This is a genomic window from Collinsella aerofaciens, from assembly GCF_040926185.1.
GTDB classification, from domain to species: domain Bacteria; phylum Actinomycetota; class Coriobacteriia; order Coriobacteriales; family Coriobacteriaceae; genus Collinsella; species Collinsella aerofaciens_BC.
On sequence record NZ_JBCOIQ010000021.1, the window covers coordinates 22,826 to 42,705 of the forward strand.

At 60.5% G+C, this 19,880-nt stretch carries 17 protein-coding genes; 15 read left to right on the forward strand and 2 right to left on the reverse strand.

The window, feature by feature from the left end:
* Positions 1 to 393: 393 nt before the first annotated feature.
* On the reverse strand, positions 394 to 2,610 hold the full coding sequence (locus AB5750_RS08235) for an acyltransferase family protein (RefSeq protein WP_368146158.1): 2,217 nt from the start codon (positions 2,608 to 2,610) through the stop codon (positions 394 to 396).
* A 189-nt stretch (positions 2,611 to 2,799) separates the two neighbouring features.
* Between AB5750_RS08235 and AB5750_RS08240 the strand changes: the two genes are divergently transcribed.
* The 15 genes from AB5750_RS08240 to AB5750_RS08310 all read left to right on the forward strand — a co-directional run bounded on the left by AB5750_RS08240 (position 2,800) and on the right by AB5750_RS08310 (position 18,344).
* On the forward strand, positions 2,800 to 3,762 hold the full coding sequence (locus AB5750_RS08240) for a ribokinase (protein ID WP_368146160.1): 963 nt from the start codon (positions 2,800 to 2,802) through the stop codon (positions 3,760 to 3,762).
* A gap of 30 nt (positions 3,763 to 3,792) precedes the next feature.
* Entirely contained in the window at positions 3,793 to 4,767 is a 975-nt protein-coding gene (locus AB5750_RS08245) for a nucleoside hydrolase (RefSeq protein WP_368146161.1), read from the forward strand.
* A gap of 249 nt (positions 4,768 to 5,016) precedes the next feature.
* The gene (locus AB5750_RS08250) at positions 5,017 to 5,856 is read left to right on the forward strand and encodes a PRD domain-containing protein (RefSeq protein ID WP_229030469.1); all 840 of its coding nucleotides are present in this window, start codon (positions 5,017 to 5,019) and stop codon (positions 5,854 to 5,856) included.
* 70 nt (positions 5,857 to 5,926) lie between these two features.
* Positions 5,927 to 7,375 (forward strand): PTS transporter subunit EIIC, encoded by a 1,449-nt coding sequence (locus AB5750_RS08255; protein ID WP_368146162.1) that lies wholly within the window; start codon positions 5,927 to 5,929, stop codon positions 7,373 to 7,375.
* A 146-nt stretch (positions 7,376 to 7,521) separates the two neighbouring features.
* Positions 7,522 to 8,940, forward strand: a complete 1,419-nt coding sequence (locus AB5750_RS08260) for a 6-phospho-beta-glucosidase (protein WP_368154979.1) — start codon at positions 7,522 to 7,524, stop codon at positions 8,938 to 8,940.
* Between the two features lie 182 nt (positions 8,941 to 9,122).
* Complete coding sequence (locus AB5750_RS08265; RefSeq protein WP_368146163.1) at positions 9,123 to 10,133, forward strand: LacI family DNA-binding transcriptional regulator; 1,011 nt, start codon at positions 9,123 to 9,125, stop codon at positions 10,131 to 10,133.
* Between the two features lie 257 nt (positions 10,134 to 10,390).
* Complete coding sequence (locus AB5750_RS08270; RefSeq protein ID WP_368146165.1) at positions 10,391 to 11,791, forward strand: L-fucose/L-arabinose isomerase family protein; 1,401 nt, start codon at positions 10,391 to 10,393, stop codon at positions 11,789 to 11,791.
* 2 nt (positions 11,792 to 11,793) lie between these two features.
* Complete coding sequence (locus tag AB5750_RS08275) at positions 11,794 to 12,630, forward strand: transketolase (protein WP_199588805.1); 837 nt, start codon at positions 11,794 to 11,796, stop codon at positions 12,628 to 12,630.
* On the forward strand, positions 12,623 to 13,564 hold the full coding sequence (locus AB5750_RS08280; RefSeq protein WP_368146167.1) for a transketolase family protein: 942 nt from the start codon (positions 12,623 to 12,625) through the stop codon (positions 13,562 to 13,564). Before AB5750_RS08275 ends, AB5750_RS08280 begins: the two co-directional genes overlap by 8 nt.
* 56 nt (positions 13,565 to 13,620) lie before the next feature.
* Positions 13,621 to 15,108, forward strand: a complete 1,488-nt coding sequence (locus AB5750_RS08285) for an FGGY family carbohydrate kinase (protein ID WP_368146168.1) — start codon at positions 13,621 to 13,623, stop codon at positions 15,106 to 15,108.
* 96 nt (positions 15,109 to 15,204) lie between these two features.
* On the forward strand, positions 15,205 to 15,831 hold the full coding sequence (locus tag AB5750_RS08290) for a YczE/YyaS/YitT family protein (RefSeq protein WP_294121706.1): 627 nt from the start codon (positions 15,205 to 15,207) through the stop codon (positions 15,829 to 15,831).
* 26 nt (positions 15,832 to 15,857) lie between these two features.
* Positions 15,858 to 16,577, forward strand: a complete 720-nt coding sequence (locus AB5750_RS08295) for an ROK family protein (RefSeq protein ID WP_368146169.1) — start codon at positions 15,858 to 15,860, stop codon at positions 16,575 to 16,577.
* Complete coding sequence (locus AB5750_RS08300) at positions 16,493 to 16,795, forward strand: ROK family protein (protein ID WP_368146173.1); 303 nt, start codon at positions 16,493 to 16,495, stop codon at positions 16,793 to 16,795. The genes AB5750_RS08295 and AB5750_RS08300 overlap by 85 nt, the downstream gene beginning before the upstream one ends.
* Before the next feature lie 271 nt (positions 16,796 to 17,066).
* A complete protein-coding gene (locus AB5750_RS08305; RefSeq protein ID WP_368146171.1) occupies positions 17,067 to 17,555 on the forward strand; it encodes an S-ribosylhomocysteine lyase in 489 nt (162 codons plus the stop codon).
* Positions 17,556 to 17,699: 144 nt separating this feature from the next.
* On the forward strand, positions 17,700 to 18,344 hold the full coding sequence (locus AB5750_RS08310) for a DUF4867 family protein (RefSeq protein WP_346963377.1): 645 nt from the start codon (positions 17,700 to 17,702) through the stop codon (positions 18,342 to 18,344).
* 195 nt (positions 18,345 to 18,539) lie between these two features.
* On the opposite strand, the gene AB5750_RS08315 is transcribed toward AB5750_RS08310, so the two are convergent.
* Complete coding sequence (locus AB5750_RS08315; protein ID WP_117747030.1) at positions 18,540 to 19,646, reverse strand: ATP-binding protein; 1,107 nt, start codon at positions 19,644 to 19,646, stop codon at positions 18,540 to 18,542.
* Positions 19,647 to 19,880 lie beyond the last annotated feature (234 nt).

Consider the following 19,880-nt stretch of genomic DNA (forward strand, 5'->3'; position numbering starts at 1 on the left):
TTGTTTTTTTGCTTGCTATAGGGGGTTAGTTATATGGCAATGGGCAAAAAATGCCAAAAATGAGTACTGTTGCTAAGGCGATGGTATTTATGTGCAAAAAGATAATGTACACAATCTAGAGTGTGTACATTAAAATTTGCCACAACAGGCTCTAATCCAGCTAGGTTGGCCGCTTTAGTGGTTTGCAGGGGGTCGCACGGACGCCATTTTGGGCGGTTTTGCCTGCTACTAAAATGGTAACAGTACTCATATTTGCCCTTTTTTGCCCACGACCCCTTGGCATGTTGTTGCGAAGCCGCCCCCGGACTGGAATTGACAGCCCGGGGGCGGCTTTCACTTGTCGCGGGAGTGTCCCAAGGGGCCGGCATAGAAGGAGTGTCCCTAACTGCCAGATTACTTGTCGGTGCCTAGCTTGTGCGGCTTGAAGGCGAGCGCGTTGACGAGTGCGTCGGTGGCAGACTTGACGGCCGCCGGCTGCGGGTCGTTGACGTGGTCCTCGGGGTGCACGGGCAGGTCCTTCTTGACCGCGTCGTGGATCAAGTTGAGATACTCGGTCACGCCGGTGGTCGATAGATGCGTGCCATCGCCGTCGAACAGGTCATTTCGGTTAGCGCTGTATCCGTACCAGTCGACAACGCGCACGTTCTTGTAGCGCGTGGCAGCGTTGGCAATGGCCTGGTTGGTCGAACCAACCCACGGCTGCGGGCTGCGCGTGTTTACAAACACCACGATGCGCTTGTCTCCGGCATGGGACATGATGGCATCGATCTGGTCGTCGGTCACCAAGCCGTTGGTGCCCAGGGCAAAGACCACGATTTTGCCGGCAAGGTTCTGCTGGATATAGCCCTCAAATGTCGCACGGCCCGCATCGAATTGGCGGCCCTTTTCGGCATCGATATGACTGTGCGGGAACACGCCATCAAAGGAATCCACGGCGCGCAGCGATACGGAGTCGCCGATCATCAGCAGGTCGTAGGAGCCGTCCGCGAAGCCGTCGTTGTCCTTGTCAGTGTCGTCTGCCGCTTGCTGGTCCTTAGGCGTGGCGTTTTTGGCTTCTTTGTTGAGGACTTCGGCACCTTCGCCGCTGAGTGCAGACGTCTCGGGCACAAAGATCAAGCCGCCCAGTGCAACGACCAGTACGACAGCGCAGGCGGCGCAAACGGGAATATGCGCGCGCACCCAATTGGCAGGCGTGGTGGTGCCATTGCGGAACTCGGAGACGGTGCGTCCGAAGACGCCCTTCCTAAACGGCGTCTCGATAAAGCGGTAGGAGCACTCGGCCACGGCGACCACCAGCAGTACCTGCAAAATGTACTGCCACCAGGGCGTATCGTTGATGTTGGCGACCGGGTTCATGAGCAGCAACAGCGGATAGTGCCACAGGTAGATGCTGTAGGAGCGCTTGCCAACCCATACGAGCGGCTCGGCGGATAGCGCGCGGGCCACCATTCCCTGGGGCTGCACGCAGGCCGCGATGACCATGAGCGTAAGGATGGAGCACAGCAGCGTGCCTCCGCGATACTGGAATGCCGTGTAGCCGTTGGTGAGCGCGACCATGGCGGCAAGGCCAACCAGGCCCACGACGCCCAACACATCGATGGATGCGGGTGAGGACCAAAAGCGTACGAGCGCGCTCGGCTGGGCTGGGGCAGTCTCGGCTGCGTTGTCGGCCTTCGTACCCTGTTTGTTCTCGGCATTCTTTCCGTGCCTGGCGGCGCCAACCAGGCGGTCGAGCCCCAGACGATGCGCGAGGCGCACGGGCGCCAGGTCGCGATCGGGGATAAAGGCCATCCAGGCGCCCAGCAGCAGTGAGAACACGCGGGTGTCGGTGCCGTAGTACACGCGGCTGGGGTCGGCGGCAGGGTTGTAGAGCACCATCATGGCGATGGCGGAAACCGCAGCCAAGCCCAGAACCACGCGGCGCGTGCTGGGCTTGCTCATGTGCATGGATACCATGGCAAGCAGCAGCGGCGGCCAAACCAGGTAGAACTGCTCCTCGATGGCGAGCGACCAAAAGTGCGTGAGCGGCGAGGGGTCGCCCAAGGCGTTGAAGTACGAGACGTCCTGCGCAATCTGCCACCAGTTGTTGAAGAACAGCAGCGACGGCAGGATGTCGGGACGCATCTTGGTGAGCATCACGTGGTTAAAGATCGTGCACAGCGCGCAGGTCACCACCACGACGGTCACTACGGCGGGGAACAGGCGGCGGATGCGGCGAATCCAGAAGCTCTTGAGGTCGATGCGTCCGGTCTTGGCGACTTCGTTGAGCAGCAGGCGCGTGATCAGATAGCCCGAAAGCACAAAGAAGATCGTGACGCCGAGCAAGCCGCCTTGCGCCCATGTGAGGTTGAGGTGGTAGAGCACCACCGCGACAACGGCGAGCGTGCGCAGGCCGTCGAGGGCGGGAATGTAGCGGGATTTGGGACGAGCGGGCGTCTGGTCTGCGGTGGCGGCGCTGGCATGGTTCGCTTTGTTGGCGGGCGAACGATGGGGGCTCGGGGCGCGTCGCGACTCGCCGGTGCGGCGCTCGGCGCGCGGGCGTTCGTGCGGCGCCGGCTCGTTGCCCGTACGGCGCGGGTCGCGCGAGCTCGATTGCGGGAATTGTTCCATAAAACATCATCCAATGACGAGAATAATCAGCACATATTTATTGTAGCTGCCCGCTCCTGTGAATGCTTGCTGCTGGCACAAGCTCAAGCGCGCGTCCACATCAAGTTGAACTAAAGTTATAGAAAGCGCGTAAGCGCGTGATCGACGGTCGAGAAGGGGGCATAAGGCACCCTGGGCAAGGAGGTTTCCATGGCAGATCGCGGCATCGTTGCGGTGTTCGGCAGCATGAACATGGACCTTTCGGTGGCGTGCGAGCACATGCCGCGCGCGGGCGAGACCGTCGGCGGCAGCGGCTTTATCACCAACGCCGGCGGCAAGGGCGCCAACCAAGCTGTGGCCGCTGCGCTTATGGGCGCGCGCACATGCATGATTGGCGCTGTCGGACGCGATGCGTTTGGCGAAGCACTCGTGGCGGGACTCCAGAATGCCGGCGTGGGCGTTGAGTTCGTGGCGCGTCGCGACGACGTGGAGACCGGCACGGCGACCATCATTCGCTGCGAGGGCGACAATCGTATCGTACTGTCGCCGGGCGCCAACCATGCACTTACGGGCGAGGATGTTGCCGGTGCCCTGCGTTGTCTGGTGGCCGATGAGCTCGGCGCGGACGTCTGCGACCTCGCCCCAGCGGCTGGCGGCGTCTTTATCGCCCAGGGCGAGTGCGACCTGATGGCGACGGCCGCGGCGCTCGCCTGCGCTCACGGCCTGGGGTTCTATACGGTCTTTAACCCGGCTCCTGCCTACGATTTGCCGGCTGGGGCGTGGCCCGCGGTGGACCTGGTGTGCCCAAACGAGACCGAGTGCCAGGTGCTGACGGGCATTCTGCCTACGGACGATGCGAGCTGCGCCGCCGCGCTCAAGGCGTTGCTCGGCAAAGGAGCCGGCGCTGCGGTTATCACGCTGGGAGGTGCCGGTTCGGTCACGCTTGGCGACGACGGTGAGCTGTTGCGCGTGCCGGCGCTGTCGAGCGAGGTGGTCGATACGACCGCCGCGGGCGATACGTTTATCGGTGCACTTGCGGCGGCTCGTCTGCAGGGCTTGCCGCTTTTTGAGTGCATGGCCGCGGGCGCTCGTGCCTCGGCCGTGACGGTATCGCGCCTGGGTGCTCAGCAGTCGATTCCCACGCGCGCCGAAGTTGAACATTGGTTTGGTTAAACGATAAAGACGGAGAAGCGGAGTAGAACGATGGCAACCAAGAAGCTGATCCTTGATCTGGATATGGGTGTAGACGACGCTATGGCGCTCGCTTACGCCATCGCGAGCCCCGAGGTGGAGCTCGTGGGTATTACGACGTGCTTTGGCAATGTGCGCGTCGAGCAGTCGGCGCACAATTGCTTGGCGGTGCTCGACTTGCTCGGCCGCCCCGAGGTGCCGGTGTACCTGGGCGCCGATCGTCCTCTGCGGGCGACCGAGCCCTATACGCCGCCGGCGTCCACAACGCTCATTCACGGCAAAAACGGCATTGGCGGTGCGAGCGTGCCCGATTCGCCTTACGAGCCGGTGGGCGCTACGACGGCCGAGGGCAACGCTGCGGTCGATTACCTCATCGATGCCGCGCGCACCTATGGCCCCGACCTGGTCTATGTGGCAACCGGCCCGCTCACCAACATGGCGCTCGCCCTGGAGCGCGATGCGGCGGCGATGATGTCCGTTGGCCGCGTGGTCGTGATGGGGGGCGCCCTTACCGTGCCCGGCAACGTGAGCGCGGGCGCCGAGGCCAACATGGCAAGCGACCCCGAGGCCGCGGACGCGGTGCTGCGCTCGGGCCGCAAGCTCACCATGGTGGGGCTGGACGTGACGCACCGCGTGGTGCTCACGCGCCGCGATATCGCGGGCTGGACGGGGTCGGGCACCATGGCGGGCTGCGCGTTTGCGGGCATGGTCGAGCACTATATCGGTTCGTACGAGATGAACGCGCCCTACCTGGGCGGCTGCGCGCTGCACGACCCGTTGGCCGTTGCCGTGGCGATTGACCCCACGCTCGTGGGCGCGCTCGGCTGCAATTTGCGCGTCGACCTGTTGGGCGAGTATCGCGGCCGCACCATTTGCGATGAGCACCGCCTGTCCGATCCGGACAAGAGTGCGCTTGTGGCGCTCACCGTGGACGCCCCGCGCTTTCTGTCCGAGTTCAAGGCGCGCATGGCCCGCATCCTAGGCTAGGCTCGGGATCGAAGCACGCCCATCTGCTCGATGTGGCCGCTGGCGGGCCGACATCTACCGTTCGCCAGCCCGATGGTCCTCGGGGCGGGGAGAGCGCTATAATGCATTCTGCATCTTGGATTGTTACTCCTGTGTGGAGGCATGCCCAAGAGCAATACAACACGGATTGTTACGTAAGGCATGACCGCAATAGCACTGCTATTGGCTATCATGCCTTTTTCTGTGAGTGTTCTTGAAAGGAGGTTCACCATGCTTGCAATTAAAAAGCTTAACAACAACGCGGTTCTTTGCCGTGACGGACAGGGGCGAGATGTCATCGCCATGGGCAGGGGCGTCGGTTTCGGCGGAGATTTTCCTCGAGAGCTCCCTCTTTCTAAAATCGAGCATACGTTTTACGACATTGATCCTAAAGGACAAGATGTCATGAGGGATCTTCCCTCGGATATCGTGATGTTTGCGGCGAAAGTTATGGACATCGTTGCCAACGAACTGCCCTACGACCTCTCGACCAATGCGACGCTGTTCATGGCTGATCACCTGTCGTTTGCCGTTGCGCGAGCCCAAAAGGGGGTCCGCATCGCGATGCCTCTTGCCTATGAAGTGCGGGAGACGTATCCGAAGGAATACAAGGCTGCCCAGTTTATCGTCATGCGACTCGAGAAGGAGCTCGGAGAGCGGCTTCCCAAGGATGAGATTGCCAGTATTGCGATGAATCTCGTGAACGCACGGGTTGTTGAAGCCGTCAAAGCCACGGCCGAGCCCGCAAAGCAGTTCGACGATATGCTCGAGGACGTTATCGAGATTCTCGAAAGCGATTTCCGCATTATTGTCGACCGCGATTCCTTTGATTTCACCCGCTTCGCCACGCATCTGCGGTACCTGTTCAAGCGCATTCAAGCCGGCGAGTCGCTGAACAGCGCCAACATGCAGATGTACAAGAACTTTCGTGAGGAGTTTCCGCAGTTGGCAGAGTGCGTGAAGCATATCGGTTCCTATTGTCGTGAAACGTGGGACGCCACGCTCTCCGAGGAGGAGGAACTCTATCTGATGATCCATCTCAACCGGATCATCTCCAAAAAAGGATTGTAACCCGTAGCCATTCGGGGCATGACCTTTGCCGATTCGAACAGTAAGCCAAGATTGTGCAAAGGAGCCAATGATGGCAAATTACAAAAAGGTGGCAGAGCAGATTCTCTCCACTGTGGGCGGGGCGGAAAACGTGGCTTCGGTTACGCATTGCATGACGCGCCTGCGCTTCAACCTCAAGGATGAAAGCCTCTCGAATGATGAGAAGCTTGAGGACATCTCGTCTATCATCAGCGTCGTGCACGCCGGAGGGCAGGTGCAGCTGGTGGTCGGGCCCACGGTCGACAAGGTCTACGACGAGGTTTGTAAGCAGGGCGGATTCGAGGTCACGGTATCGATTGACGAGGAACTCGATGGCCCTCAGCTTAGCTGGAAGGAGCGCTTGGCGCCCAAGCACCTCTTCAATCAGCTGCTCGATGCCGTGAGCGGCGCTATCACCCCGATCCTTCCGATCTTTTGTGTCGCCGGTATCTTCAAGATGCTCGTTATTCTGTTTGGGCCCGAAGGCGCCGGTTTTATGTCCGAAACGAGCGACCTGTATCGGATCCTTTCCCTGGTGGGCGATGCGGCGTATTACTACTTCCCGGTGTTTGCCGCCTATAGCTCGGCTAAGAAGTTCAAAACGAGTCCTGTGCTGGCACTGCTCATCGCTGTTGTGATGATTTATCCCGACATGCTCGCTATTGTTGAGGACGGAAAGCCTTTCAGCGTCTTCGGCATCCCCATGCAGCTCGTCAACTACACCCAGGCTGTTCTTCCGGTCATCTTGATCACCTGGGCCCAGTCCTATGTTGAGCGCTTCTTTAAGAAGATCTCGCCTGATATGTTGCGCATTCTGATCGTACCCGTGGGTACGGTGCTCGTGATGTTGCCGGTCGCGCTGTGCCTCTGCGGCCCTGCCGTCCAATTTGTCATGGGCCTTGTGGCCGATTTCATCATTTGGCTCGCCTCTGTTGCCGGTCCCGCTGCGACCGCGGTTATCGGCGCATTCTGGAATCTGATCATCGCCACCGGCATGCACGTGCCGATCTATACCGCCATATTGCCCGCCGCGCTCCAGAACGGTTACGACGCCATCTTATACCCCGGCACCGCGGTTGTAGCCTACACCACGCTTGCCATCGCGCTCGCCTATGGCCTGCGCGCTAAGGGCAAGGAGAGTCGAGCCACGGGCTGGAACTTGTTCATCACCTATGCCTTCGGTCGCATGAGTGAGCCCATCATCTACGGCATCCTGTTTCGCGACAAGAAGGCTCTTGCCTGGAACATGATTGGTGGTGCTGTTGGTGGTCTGCTGGTAAGCCTTCTTCATGCCAACGTCTATATCTTCACTGGCGTTGGTTTCCCATGGATGAACGTGCTCATGTTTGCTCAGGATATCATCCCTGGCACCATCGGGTGTCTTGCTGGCGGTGCCGTGACGTTTGCGTTGGCGATGATTTTTGGATTTGAAGGACAGGAGAAGATGCCGTTGAAGTCCAAGAGCGGCGATTCTGAGGCCGTTGAATCCGTCGAGGCATAAGAGGCTACTACACAAATATGCTCCCCAGCCGTTGCGCGGTCCGACCCCTTGGCCGCGCAACGGTACTGTGCTGTTGCGCGGCACTTGCCGAGTCCGTTGCGTTCGACAGTGTGGGCCGGGAATTTGATAGAAAGGACGACACCATAATGTTTAGAGAAGATTTTTTATGGGGCGGGGCTCTGGCTGCAAACCAGTGCGAGGGAGGATGGAACGAAGGCGGTCGCGGTTTAGCCAATTCCGACATGCTGCCGTTTGGCGATCAACGCATGGACGTCATGCGGGGAGACCTTGATCCGCGTGCGTTGGCACCCGACAGCTTCTATCCCGCTCGCAAGGGCATTGATTTTTACCATAGGTACAAGCAGGATATTGAACTGTTTGCCCAGATGGGTTTTAAATGCCTGCGCTTATCAATCGCCTGGAGCCGCATTTTTCCCAAAGGAGACGAAGCCGAGCCCAATGAAGAAGGCCTTGCCTTTTACGAGGATGTTTTTAGGACGTGTCGCGCGCATGACATTGAGCCTTTGGTGACGCTCAACCACTATGATGTCCCCATGCATCTCGTCGATGCGTATGGCGGATGGCGCGATCGCAGGTTGGTCGACCTGTTCGAGCGATATTCGCGTACCGTGTTCGAGCGCTATCGGGGATTGGTCAATTATTGGCTGACCTTTAACGAGATCAACATCATGACGCAGGCGTGCTTTATGGCGGCGGGGATCATCTTCGAGCAAGGGGAGAATCGCTATGCAACGGTTCACACGGCCGTGCACCATGTATTGGTTGCGAGCGCCCGTGCGGTCGGGGCGTGTCATGAACTGTGCCCTGGGGCGAAGATCGGTTGCATGCTCAACGCAGGTGTCTTCTATCCGGCTACATGTGATCCGGACGATGTGCTGGCTGCGCAGGCTGAGAATCGCAGCCATTACATGTTTACCGACGTCCAGGTGCGCGGTGCGTACCCGAGCTATGTTCTCAAGGAATACGCCCGCCATGGTTTTGAGGTGCCCTATCGGGATGATGACCGCGAAGTACTGGCTGCAAACCTGGTCGATTTCGTCTCGTTTTCGTATTACTCGACGCGCGTCGCAAAAGCGCATGCGGAAGGTCAGTTCGATTCGAACCTTCTTCGCTCGGCGCCTAATCCGTATCTAAAACAGGAGCCTTGGGGGAGGTTTATCGACCCCAAAGGGCTGCGCGTCACCATGAATGAAATCTGGGATCGCTATCAAAAGCCGCTGTTCATCGTCGAAAACGGTTTGGGTGCTCCTGATGTGCCGGAAGATTCGGGTGAAATAGAAGACGACTATCGAGTTGAATACCTGCGGACCCACATCGAGGCGATGAGGGAGACCGTCGAGCTCGACGGGGTGGAACTCATGGGATATACCTGTTGGGGCCCGATCGATTTGGTTTCGGTCGCCACAGGACAGATGCGTAAGCGCTACGGGTTTATCTATGTCGATCGAGACGATAGCGGTGCGGGCTCGTTTGAGAGACGTAAAAAGAAAAGCTTCGAATGGTACCGACGCGTAATAGCAAGCAATGGCGAAGACCTTGCGTAATAACGTTAAGATGGACAAATGCGCCCGTTGGGGGAATAGTCGTGCCACTTCGCTTGACAACAGGCTAAACTAGCTATTAAACATTTACTATTCTGTTTAGATTGAATTTGCGGTCGTTTAGTTGCCGAGCCACGGGGCGGTCAAGCCACGATGCTCGGCCGCGACCGATGCTAGGGGGAACGATGGCTAAAGCAAGCGTCCGCGAGATCAGCCGCATTACCGGCTTTTCGCCCGCAACCGTGTCCAACGCGCTCAACCGCAAGCGCAGCGTGAGCGAGGAGACCGCCAAGGTCATCCTGGAGTGCGCGCAGTCGCTTGGCTATCAGCAGTCGACGCAGCTCGAGAGCATCCAGTTTGTGCTTGCGCGCAAGACGGGCGCCATCCTGGACGAGAGCACCTTCCATCCCGCGGTCATCGAGGGCGTGGAGCGCCAGGCGCGTCGCCACGGCATGAGCACGAGCTTTGTCTCGCTCGACTTTAGCGACCTGGACGCCGTGCGCCCGCAGGTCGAGGGCCTGATCGCCGACCCGTCGGCCGCCATCGTGCTGATGGGTACCGAGCTGGGCGAGGAGGACTACGCCCTGTTCGCCGACGCTGCCGCCCACCTGATTGTGCTCGACGGCTGGAGCGATCGCCAGTACTTCGATGCCGTAGTCATCGCCAACACCGATTCGGTGCTGCGTGCCGTGGATTACCTTATCGAGAAAGGCCACAGGCAAATCGGCTATCTGGCGGGCGACCTTCGGATCCGCAACTTTAAGGACCGCGAGCGCGGCTATCGCCAAGCGCTTGAGGACGCGGGCCTCGAGGCCAATCCGGCATGGCGTGTCACGTTGGGCACCACGCTCGAGGGTGCCTATCGCGACATGGGCGTGTGGCTCGACAGCGTCTCGCGCGACGATCTGCCGACGGCTTTCTTTGCCGAGAACGACGTGCTCGCCGTGGGCGCCATGCGCGCGTTCAACGAGCACGGTATTCGCGTGCCCGAGGATGTCTCGATCATCGGCTTTGACGACCTGTCTTTGGGCGCCTTCTCCAACCCGCCGCTCACCACGGTGCATGTTCCCAAGCACGAGGTGGGCGAGATCGCGGTGCGCCGCCTGGTGGGCAACATCCGCAATCCCAAGAGCTATACCTGCAAGACGGCCGTGTCGACCGTTTTTGTCGAGCGCCAAAGCGTGCGTGAGATCTAGGCAAAGGCAACGCTGGGCCGTAGGGAGGCAAAGCTCGCTAAGGCAGCCATACATAACGCTACTAAGAGAGGGTCCTTTGGGCCCTCTTTTTGATGCCCTTGTATGTTCAGTTTGTTTACATACCGTTTAGGCTGATTTCTCTACCGTCTACGGGTATTTCGCGTTAAACTTCTAAACAGTAGAGTAAAACATTTAGTAAACAGAACAAAACGAAACATGCGTCTGTTTACTGAACATGTGATTAGGGGAGGACGTACATGGACAAGATCAAGCTCGGCTTTGTGCCCACGCGCCGCAGTATCTTTAGCGCGCCGGACGCAATCAAGTATCGCGGCCTGACGGCTGATCGCCTGCGCGAGATCGGTGTCGACATCGTGGACATCGACGACATTAATGACGAGGGCCTGCTGTTTGACGACAGCCATATCGAGCCTATCGTCAAGAAGTTCCGCGCCGAGGGCGTCGACGGCATCATGCTGTGCCACGCCAACTTTGGCACCGAGCACGTTTGCGCTCGCCTTGCCCGCGAGCTCGGCCTGCCCGTGCTGCTGTGGGGCCCGCGCGACGAGCGCCCCGAGCCCGACGGCACGCGCCTGCGCGATAGCCAGTGCGGTCTGTTCGCCACCGGCAAGGTCCTGCGCCGCTTCCAGGTTCCCTTCACCTACATGACCAACTGCCGCCTGACCGACCCCGAGTTCGAGCGCGGCGTTTGGGACTTTTTGGCCGTTTGCAACGTGGTCAAGACCTTCAAGCACACCCGCATCCTGCAGATGGCCACCCGTCCATTCGACTTCTGGTCGACCATGTGCAACGAGGGCGAGCTGCTCGAGAAGTTCAACATCCAGCTTTCGCCTATCCCCATGACCGAACTTGTCCAGGCCGTGCGCGACGCCCAGGCCGACGAGCAGGCCATGGCCGCCATGCTTGCCCACATCAACGACAGCTTTGAGATCTGCATCCCCGAGGACAAGGTCCCCGCGGTCGCCGGTCTTGCCATCGCCATGAAGCGCCTGGTCGAGAAGTACGGCTGCAACGCCGGCGCCATCCAGTGCTGGAACGCCCTGCAGGACGAGCTGGGCATTATGCCCTGCGCCGCCAACGCCATCCTCAACGAGATGGGCATTCCCGTCGTCTGCGAGACCGATATCCACGGCGCCATCACCGCGCTGATGGTCGAGGCCGCCGACCTGGGCCGTCACCGCGGCATGTTCGCCGACTGGACCGTGCGCCATCCCGATAACGAGAACGGCGAGCTGCTGCAGCACTGCGGCCCCTGGCCCTGCAGCTGCGCGGCCGTCAAGCCCAAGCTCACCTACCCGCTGGCTTTCGACCACCCCGGCGCGCTGACGGCCGAGGCCAAGCACGGCGATCTCACCCTTGCCCGCTTTGACGGCGGCAACGGCGAGTATTCGCTGCTGCTGGGCAACGCCCGCGGCATCGACGGCCCGGCCGGCATGGGCACCTACCTGTGGGTCGAGGTCGACAACCTCAAGCGCCTCGAGGCCAAGATCGTCGAGGGCCCCTACATTCATCACTGCGTCGCTATTCACGCCAACGTGGTACCGGTGCTCTATGAGGCGTGCAAGTACCTTGGCATCCAGCCCGACCTGTACGACCCCATTGAAGAAGACGTCAAAGCCTACCTGCGAGGAGAGTAGAAATGGCAACTATCGAAGAGCTTGAGTCCCTGCGCTGGGACCTCCGCCGCGATTGCGTCGACATCATCATGGCCGGCGCCGGCGGCCATATTGGCGGCGACATGTCGGTGATCGACGCCCTCATGACCCTCTATGCCAACCACCTCAACATTTCGCCCGAGACCGTCGACGACCCCAACCGCGATCGCTTCGTGCTCTCCAAGGGCCACGCCATGGAGGCCTACTACGCGGTGCTGTGTCACGAGGGCTACCTGGACCTCGACGACGTCAAGGCCCGCTTCTCCAAGTTCGGCAGCCCCTACATCGGCCACCCCAACAACAAGCTCAAGGGCATCGAGATGAACTCCGGTTCGCTGGGCCATGGCCTGCCCGTGGCCGTCGGCATGGCGCTTGCAGGCAAGATGGACGGCCGCGACTACCGCGTCTACACCATCATGGGCGACGGCGAGCTTGCCGAGGGCTCGGTCTGGGAAGGCGCCATGAGCGGCGGCAACTACCAGCTCGATAACCTGTGCGCGCTCGTGGACCGCAACCGCCTGCAGATCAGCGGCAGCACCGAGGACGTCATGAAGCAGGATTCGCAGGAGGAGCGCTGGGCCGCCTTCGGCTGGAACGTGCTCTCCATTCCGGGCAACGACGTCCAGGCCATCGACGCTGCGCTGACGCTTGCGGCCGAGACCAGCGGAAAGCCCACGGTCATCATCCTCAACACGGTGAAGGGCTATGGCTCGCCCGTCATGGAGGACAAGGCCGCCTGGCATCATCACCTGCCCAACGATGAGGAATATGCCCAGATCATCGCCGATTTCGCTGCCCATAAGGAGGCCATCAATGGCTAACAAGATCGCCAACCGCAAGGTTATCTGCGACACGCTGCTCGAGGCCGCCGAGACCGATAAGGACATCGTCGTCCTGTGCTCCGACTCCCGCGGCTCCGCATCGCTCACGCCGTTCTTCGATCAGTACCCCCAGCAGTCCGTCGAGGTCGGCATCGCCGAGCAGGACCTGGTGAGTATCGCCGCCGGCATGGCTTCGTGCGGCAAGAAGGCCTGGGCCGCCTCGCCGGCGTCCTTTGTGACCACGCGCTCGTATGAGCAGTGCAAGGTCGACGTCTCGTACTCCAACACCAACGTCAAGCTCATCGGCATCTCGGGCGGCGTGTCCTACGGCGCTCTGGGCATGAGCCATCACTCCGCGCAGGATATCGCCGCCATGAGCGCTATCCCGAACATGCGCGTGTATCTGCCGAGCGATCGTTTTCAGACCGCCGAGCTCGTGCGCGCCCTGGTTGCCGACAACAAGCCGGCCTATATCCGCGTGGGTCGCAACCCGGTCGAGGACGTGTACACCGAGGATAACTGTCCGTTCCAGATGGACCGTGCCACCTGGGTGCGTCGCGGCACCGATGTGACGATTGTCGCCACCGGTGAGATGGTCCGCCATGCCGTGGACGCCGCTGATCTGCTCGCCGAGCAGGGCATCTCCGCCACCGTGCTCGACATGTACTGCGTCAAGCCGCTCGATGCCGAGGCCGTGATCGAGGCCGCCAGTGCCACGCGCGCCGTCGTGACCGTCGAGGAGCACAGCCCCTTCGGTGGCCTGGGTTCCATGGTCGCGCAGGTCGTGGGCGAGCATTGCCCGCGTCCGGTCAAGTGCCTGAGCCTGCCCGACGCGCCGGTCATCACCGGCACGAGCCCCGAGGTCTTTGCACACTACGGCCTCACCGGCGAAGGCATTGCCAAGACGGTCGCCGAGTTCCTTCCCGCAGAGTAATTGGAATGTGACAAAGGGACAGTCCCTTTGTCACATTCATTTTGAAAGGGGTGGCCATGGGCCGCTACATCATCGGAATCGATCAATCCACGCAGGGCACCAAGGCGCTGCTGGTGGACGAGGGCGGCCATCTGATTCATCGTGCCGACCGCGCGCATCGCCAGATCGTCAACGAGGCCGGCTGGGTGAGCCATGATCCGGCCGAGATCGCGGCCAACGTTCTGGCCGTGGCGCGCGCCGTGGTGGAGGAGACCGGGGTCGACCCGGCCGACGTCGCCGGCATTGGCATTTCCAACCAGCGTGAGACCACCGTTGCCTGGAACCGTGCGACGGGCGAGCCGCTGTGCGACGCCGTGGTGTGGCAGTGTGCCCGCGCCCGTGAGCTGTGTGACGAGCTTGCGGCGCGCGAAGGCGTGGCAGAGCTGGTGCGTGACACAACGGGCCTGGTGCTCTCGCCCTACTATCCGGCGGGCAAGATGGCTTGGATTCTCGCGAACGTTCCGGCGGCTGCCGAGGCCGCGGCGTCGGGTGAGCTGTGTCTGGGCACCATCGATGCCTGGGTGGTCTGGACGCTCACGGGCGGCGCGGAGTTTCGCTGTGACTGGTCCAATGCCAGCCGCACGCAGCTCTTCGACCTGCGCCGTGGCTGCTGGAGCGAGCCGGTGTGCGAGGCCTTTGGCATCGATCCGGCCTGCCTGCCGCAGGTGACCGATTCCGACGGTCTGTTTGGCACAACGGACCTGGATGGCTTTTTGCCCGCACCCGTGCCGGTACACGGCGTGCTGGGCGACAGCCATGCGGCCCTGTTTGCGCAGGGTTGCCACAGCCGCGGCATGGCCAAAGCGACCTATGGCACCGGTAGCTCGGTCATGATGAACGTCGGCAACGAGTTTGTCGCCAGCTCGCACGGGCTTTCGAGCTCGCTTGCGTGGCGTATGGATGGCGTGACCGAGTATGTACTCGAGGGCAACGTGAGCTACGCCGGCGCCGTCAAGACCTGGCTGCGCGACGACCTGGAGCTCATCAACAACCCCGAGGAGGTCACCGACCTGTGCTACGCCGCCAACCCGGCGAGCCATGTTTACTTTGTGCCGGCGTTTACCGGCCTGGGTGCGCCGCACTGGGCAAGTGATGCCGAGGGATGCGTTTTTGGTATGACACGCACCACGGGCCGCGCGGAGTTCGTAAAGGCTGCCGACGAGTCGATCGCCTATCAGATTTTTGACGTCATTGATGCGATGGTCGAGGATTCGGGCGCGGCGCTTGCCGAGCTTCGTGTTGACGGCGGCCCCACGCGCGACGCGTACCTGATGCAGTTTGAGAGCGATTTGGTCGGCTCGCCCATCCGCATTGCGAGCAACGACGAGATGAGCGGTCTGGGCGCGGCTTGGGCCTGCGGTATCGCGCTGGGCATGTATACGCGCGATGTCGTCGACGTCTACGGCGCCCGTGGCATCGTGGAGCCGTCGATGCCCGCTGACGAGCGAGCCAAAAAGATCGCCGGCTGGCGCCATGCCGTCGAGGCGACGATTGCGTACGAGTGACGCCTTGGGGCGATGTTACGGAGCGCTATTCGTGCCGATAGGTGAAGATGCGAACGAGAGAGTGATGTGATGCGGTAGAGTCCAACGCGTCGAATGATGGTCTACGTATGTGGGATTCTATTCCTGAGCTGCGGCGTTGTAATGAATGCACGCACGGGGCTTGGTGTAGCGCCCATGAGTACGGTGCCGTACCTGATGTATATCATCGAGGGTTTGAGCCTCGGTACGGCATCGTTTATCGTGTATTGCGTATTCGTGGTTGCCCAGCTTCTCCTGGTGCGCTACCCGGATGTCAAGATTCTCTTGCAGATACCCGTCAGTCTGCTGTTTAGCGTTTTCATCGACGTGCTGGATATCTGGCTGTTTCCATTTACCGCAACGGGACTCATCGATGGCCTGGTCATGCTGGTCATCGCCGTATCGTTCACAGCGCTCGGCGTGACGCCGATCGTCTCCGCGCGGCTCGTTCCCGTTGCGCCCGACGGCATGGTGCAGACGCTCTCCCAGGTGTTTCACTGTGAATTTGGTAAGGCGAAGTATTTCTTTGACGGGAGCTGTGTGGGCATCTCGCTGGTCTACGGGCTTGTGCGTACGGGTGCTGCGGTGGGCATCGGTATCGGCACCGTAGCCGCCGCGCTCCTGGCGGGCGGTATCTGCACGTTTTGGGGTCGTCTGCTCAACCGCAGGCTCATGGCCTTTATGGAAGAGCCTGCGAGCATGTAGACGCATTGAGCGAGAGGGGAGCGGCCATGAGGCAGCTGTTTGGAATTGATATCGGCGGAACGAGCGTCAAATGGGCGATTGTGAATGAGAACTACGAGTTTGGTGACCGTGGTTCGATTCCGACGGCGTTCGTCTCGGCCGATCAGCTGGTCGACGCGCTCGCGGCACTCGTAGGGCCGTATCGCGGACAGGTTGTAGGCGTGGGCATCTCGGCCCCAGGTGGCATCTTCGGTTACGAGGTCGATCCAGACGGGACGATCCATCGCGGTGGTGCGCTGCCGTACATGGACGGGTTTCCGCTTGGCCGAGCGCTGCGCGAACGGCTGGGGCTGCCCGTGACCGTTGTCAACGACGGCAAAAGCTGTGCGCTTGGCGAGTACGCTGCCGGCGCGTTGCGCGGCGTGGACGTGGGTTGCGTGGCGGTAATCGGTACGGGCATCGGCGGAGGCATCGTGGTTGACGGCCGGGTGCTGACAGGTGCGGGCGGCTTCGCGGGCGAGTTCAGCTTCCTGTCCAACAACGTAAGCGAACCGCTTGATCATCGTGATACGTTCGCGACTTCGAGCGGATGGCACGGCCTGCAGAATCTCGTGGCAGTCGAACTTGGCATTTCGGATGAAGCTGACTGGAGGCCCTCGATGGCCGACGGATCTTCGAGCTACTGGAGCACGGGAGCGCGTCCGAAGTCGCCGCCGTGCAGCGCGGATTGGATGCCTATGCTGAGCTGTTTGATCGTGTGCTTGTGAATCTGCAGTGCGTCATCGACCCGGCAGTCTTCGCGATTGGTGGTGGCATCAGCTGCCATCCCGCGCTGTTCGAGGCGCTCGACCGTAAGATGGATGACGTCATGGCGCACTACACTGGTTTTCTGAAAGATATGCCTCGTCCGCACGTGGTCCCGGCGCAGCTGGGTAACGACGCCAATATCTACGGTGCCGTCGCAACTTGTTTGCAGGTGCTGTAAGTGCAGGCCATCTATTGGTCTGGTGGCGATTACAGTCGCTGCCGGGTTTTTGGCTGTTGAGCTGCTCGCACGCTCTGCATTGCGGACGACGCAGCATCAATAGGTGAGGGGTCAGAAAACTAGATGCTGAACGGTCGATATTATCGGCTGCGCGGCGCCCCGTCCCAAAGTAGTCATTTGGGACGGGGCTTTTTTGACTGCTATCATGGGTGGGATTGTTGCGACCAGCTAAAAGAGCCCTGTCCCAAATTGACTACCGAGAGGATCTGCCATGGAGCGCATCGCGAGTTTTTCCGTTGACCATCTGCTGCTTGAGCCCGGCGTGTATGTGAGCCGCGTCGACCGCGATCCGGCGACCGGTGCCGCCGTCACCACCTTTGACCTGCGCTTGACCACGCCCAACAAAGAACCGGTTATGAACACGGCCGAGTGCCACACCATCGAGCATCTGGGCGCGACGTTCCTTCGCAACCATGCCGAGTGGTCGAGCCGTATTGTCTACTTTGGCCCTATGGGCTGCCGCACGGGCTTTTACCTGGTTGTGTTTGGCGAGGTGACGAGTGAGGAGATCTTGCCGCTCGTGCGCGAGTTGTTCGAGTTTGTTGCTGGCTTCGAGGGCGATGTCTCCGGTGCCGCTCCCGAAGAGTGCGGTAACTACCTGGACCAGAATCTCCCTATGGCAAATTGGCTCGCGCGTCGCTATCTCGACCGCGATCTGATCGATATCGATGAGGCACACCTGCACTATCAGCAGGCGTAAAGGTTTCGTCGCTCAAAATGAGTTCACTGGGCGCCTTCGCTTATGCGGGGGTGCCTTTTTGTTGAGCGGACATGGCGGACGTTTAAAACCGCGCGTGATTGTTCTAGAATGTTCGTAATATCACACAAACGAACAGGAGCGAACATGCATATCTACTCTGTTACCGACCCCGAATTCAAACCCTATGGCCGCGTGTGGGATGACGTCCCGTCCAGCCTGACCGCCCCGCTCGTCGAGGCGCTCTCCGCAACGCCCATCCCCGAGGGCAGCAAGTACGTGGCCTCCGCGCCTGAGCTGGAGCAGGTCGAGGGCGCCGATGCGCTCGGCCTGCTCATGTATGGCGGCCGTCCGTTCCAGCTGGGCTGGTGCAACGGCCACAACACGAAGCTCAACTGCTTGGAGTATCACCGCGCGAGCGAGTTCAACCTGGGTGCTCGCGACTTTATTCTGCTGCTCGCCAAGCGTGAGCAGATTGTCGACGGCAAGCTCGACACCGCGCAGGTCAAGGCGTTCCGCGCGCCCGCCGGCACGCTCGTCGAGGTCTACGCCACCACGTTGCACTACACGCCGTGCATGGTCGACGACGGTGGCTTCCAGGTGATGGTTGCGCTGCCCGCCGGCACCAACGGTCCGCGCCCCGAGGCTGCGGCCGACATGCCCGCGGCCGGTGATAGCTACTGCTACTGGAAGGCCGACAAGTGGGTTCTCTGCCACGCAGATAGTCCCAAGGCTGCCGAGGGCGGCTACGTAGGTCTCGTCGGCAAGAACCTCGACATCACCGTGGACTAGGGTCTTCCGTCTCAATCTGTAACAGTTGGCGCGCTAAATCGTCTCTATCTGTTACAGATCAAGACGAACCACGGGGGCCGCCCGAACAATCTCAATCTGTAACGCCAAGCCCGGTTTTGACGGCCTAACTGTTACAGATCGAGACAAGCGGGCCCAACCCACCACAAAGGTGCCTGTCCCCTTTGCGATGGTTGCCTAGAGCTGGCTGCGCAGGTAATCGGCCATATAGGGGACGGCGAAGCGCACGTAGCCGCGGCGCGCCTGCTCGATAACGCCGGCGTCGATGAGGCGCCGTCGATACTTTTGCGCATAGTCGGGTGTGACTGACATGCGCTTCGCAACATCAGAAATGCGAGACACAGCGTCTTCGTCATCAGTCATTGCGGAGAGAAACGCGACGTCTTGGTCTGACAGCGCGGCGAGCGTCGTTTCGCACACATCGTTTTCGAAATCGACTTTCGACGCCTCGATGGCTCCGTCGATTAACCCTTGCGTCGCACGTTCGCCTGTCCTGCAGCGATTGGCGATGTTATAGCCGATGAGTTGCAGCATATAGGGCGAGCCTTGGGTTGCGCGAGCGGCACGGAGGCGAAGATCGCTTGGAATATCAAGGCCGAGCTCATCGAAAGCCCGCTGGTAATAGGTATCGACATCTCCGACCGAAAGTGGCTCGAGCGTGACCTTTCGAGCGCGGTTGAGAAATGTCAGCACACGGTCATTGAGTGTTGCGCAGACGGCTCCCGGAAGGCCCGCCATGACGAGCGCGACGTTGAGTCGTTCGCCGACCAGCTCTTGATAGGCGGTGACGAGCTGTCTGATCTCGGGTGAATTTGCTTGGAGCTCGTCGATGAGGATGAGGATGCCGTGCCCCTGCTCGGTCAGTTTGCGCGCGAGCTGCGTGAGCTTGAACTGAAAGCTCTTGGTCTCCTGCACGTCTCGTGTGAACTCGAGGCCTGCCGAGAGCCCGAAAACACTTAGGCTGCCGCTCGCGAGTTTGGGAAGGCGGCGTTTGTTGACGTAAGGTTTGCCTGCTTCTTGGATTTTCTCGACAATGCGCTCGAGCATATCCTCGGAGGCTACGGTAGGCGTGGCGACAACAAAGCCGAGCTTGCGTGCGCGGTCGGCAAGTTCCCACAGAAGAACTGTCTTGCCGCTGCCTCGCTGTCCAAGCATGAGCATGGCTCGGTCGCGATTGCCCGGTTCCTGCTCAAGGCCGGATATGAATGTCGAAATTACAGTTTCGCGCCCGACGAGATAGGATGGGCGATTTCCAAATGAGGGGGAGAAGATGGTTTCAGTCATAAGTCTCCTTTCCTTTCTTTCCTATTTTTTCCTTTCTTTCCTATTCAGTCAAATGGTCTGCCACCCGAGGGCGCCTTCGCTGTTGTGGAGGCGCCCTTTTTTGCAAGTGAGTAGACTTTTTGGCTTAGTCTGACCACGCCGGAACATGCCAGGTAAGCTACCTGCACTGATAATTGTCCTTGGGGGAAGCGGGCACTGCGGGGGCGCGTCAACAGCGCGCGATTTCCGCGTCGC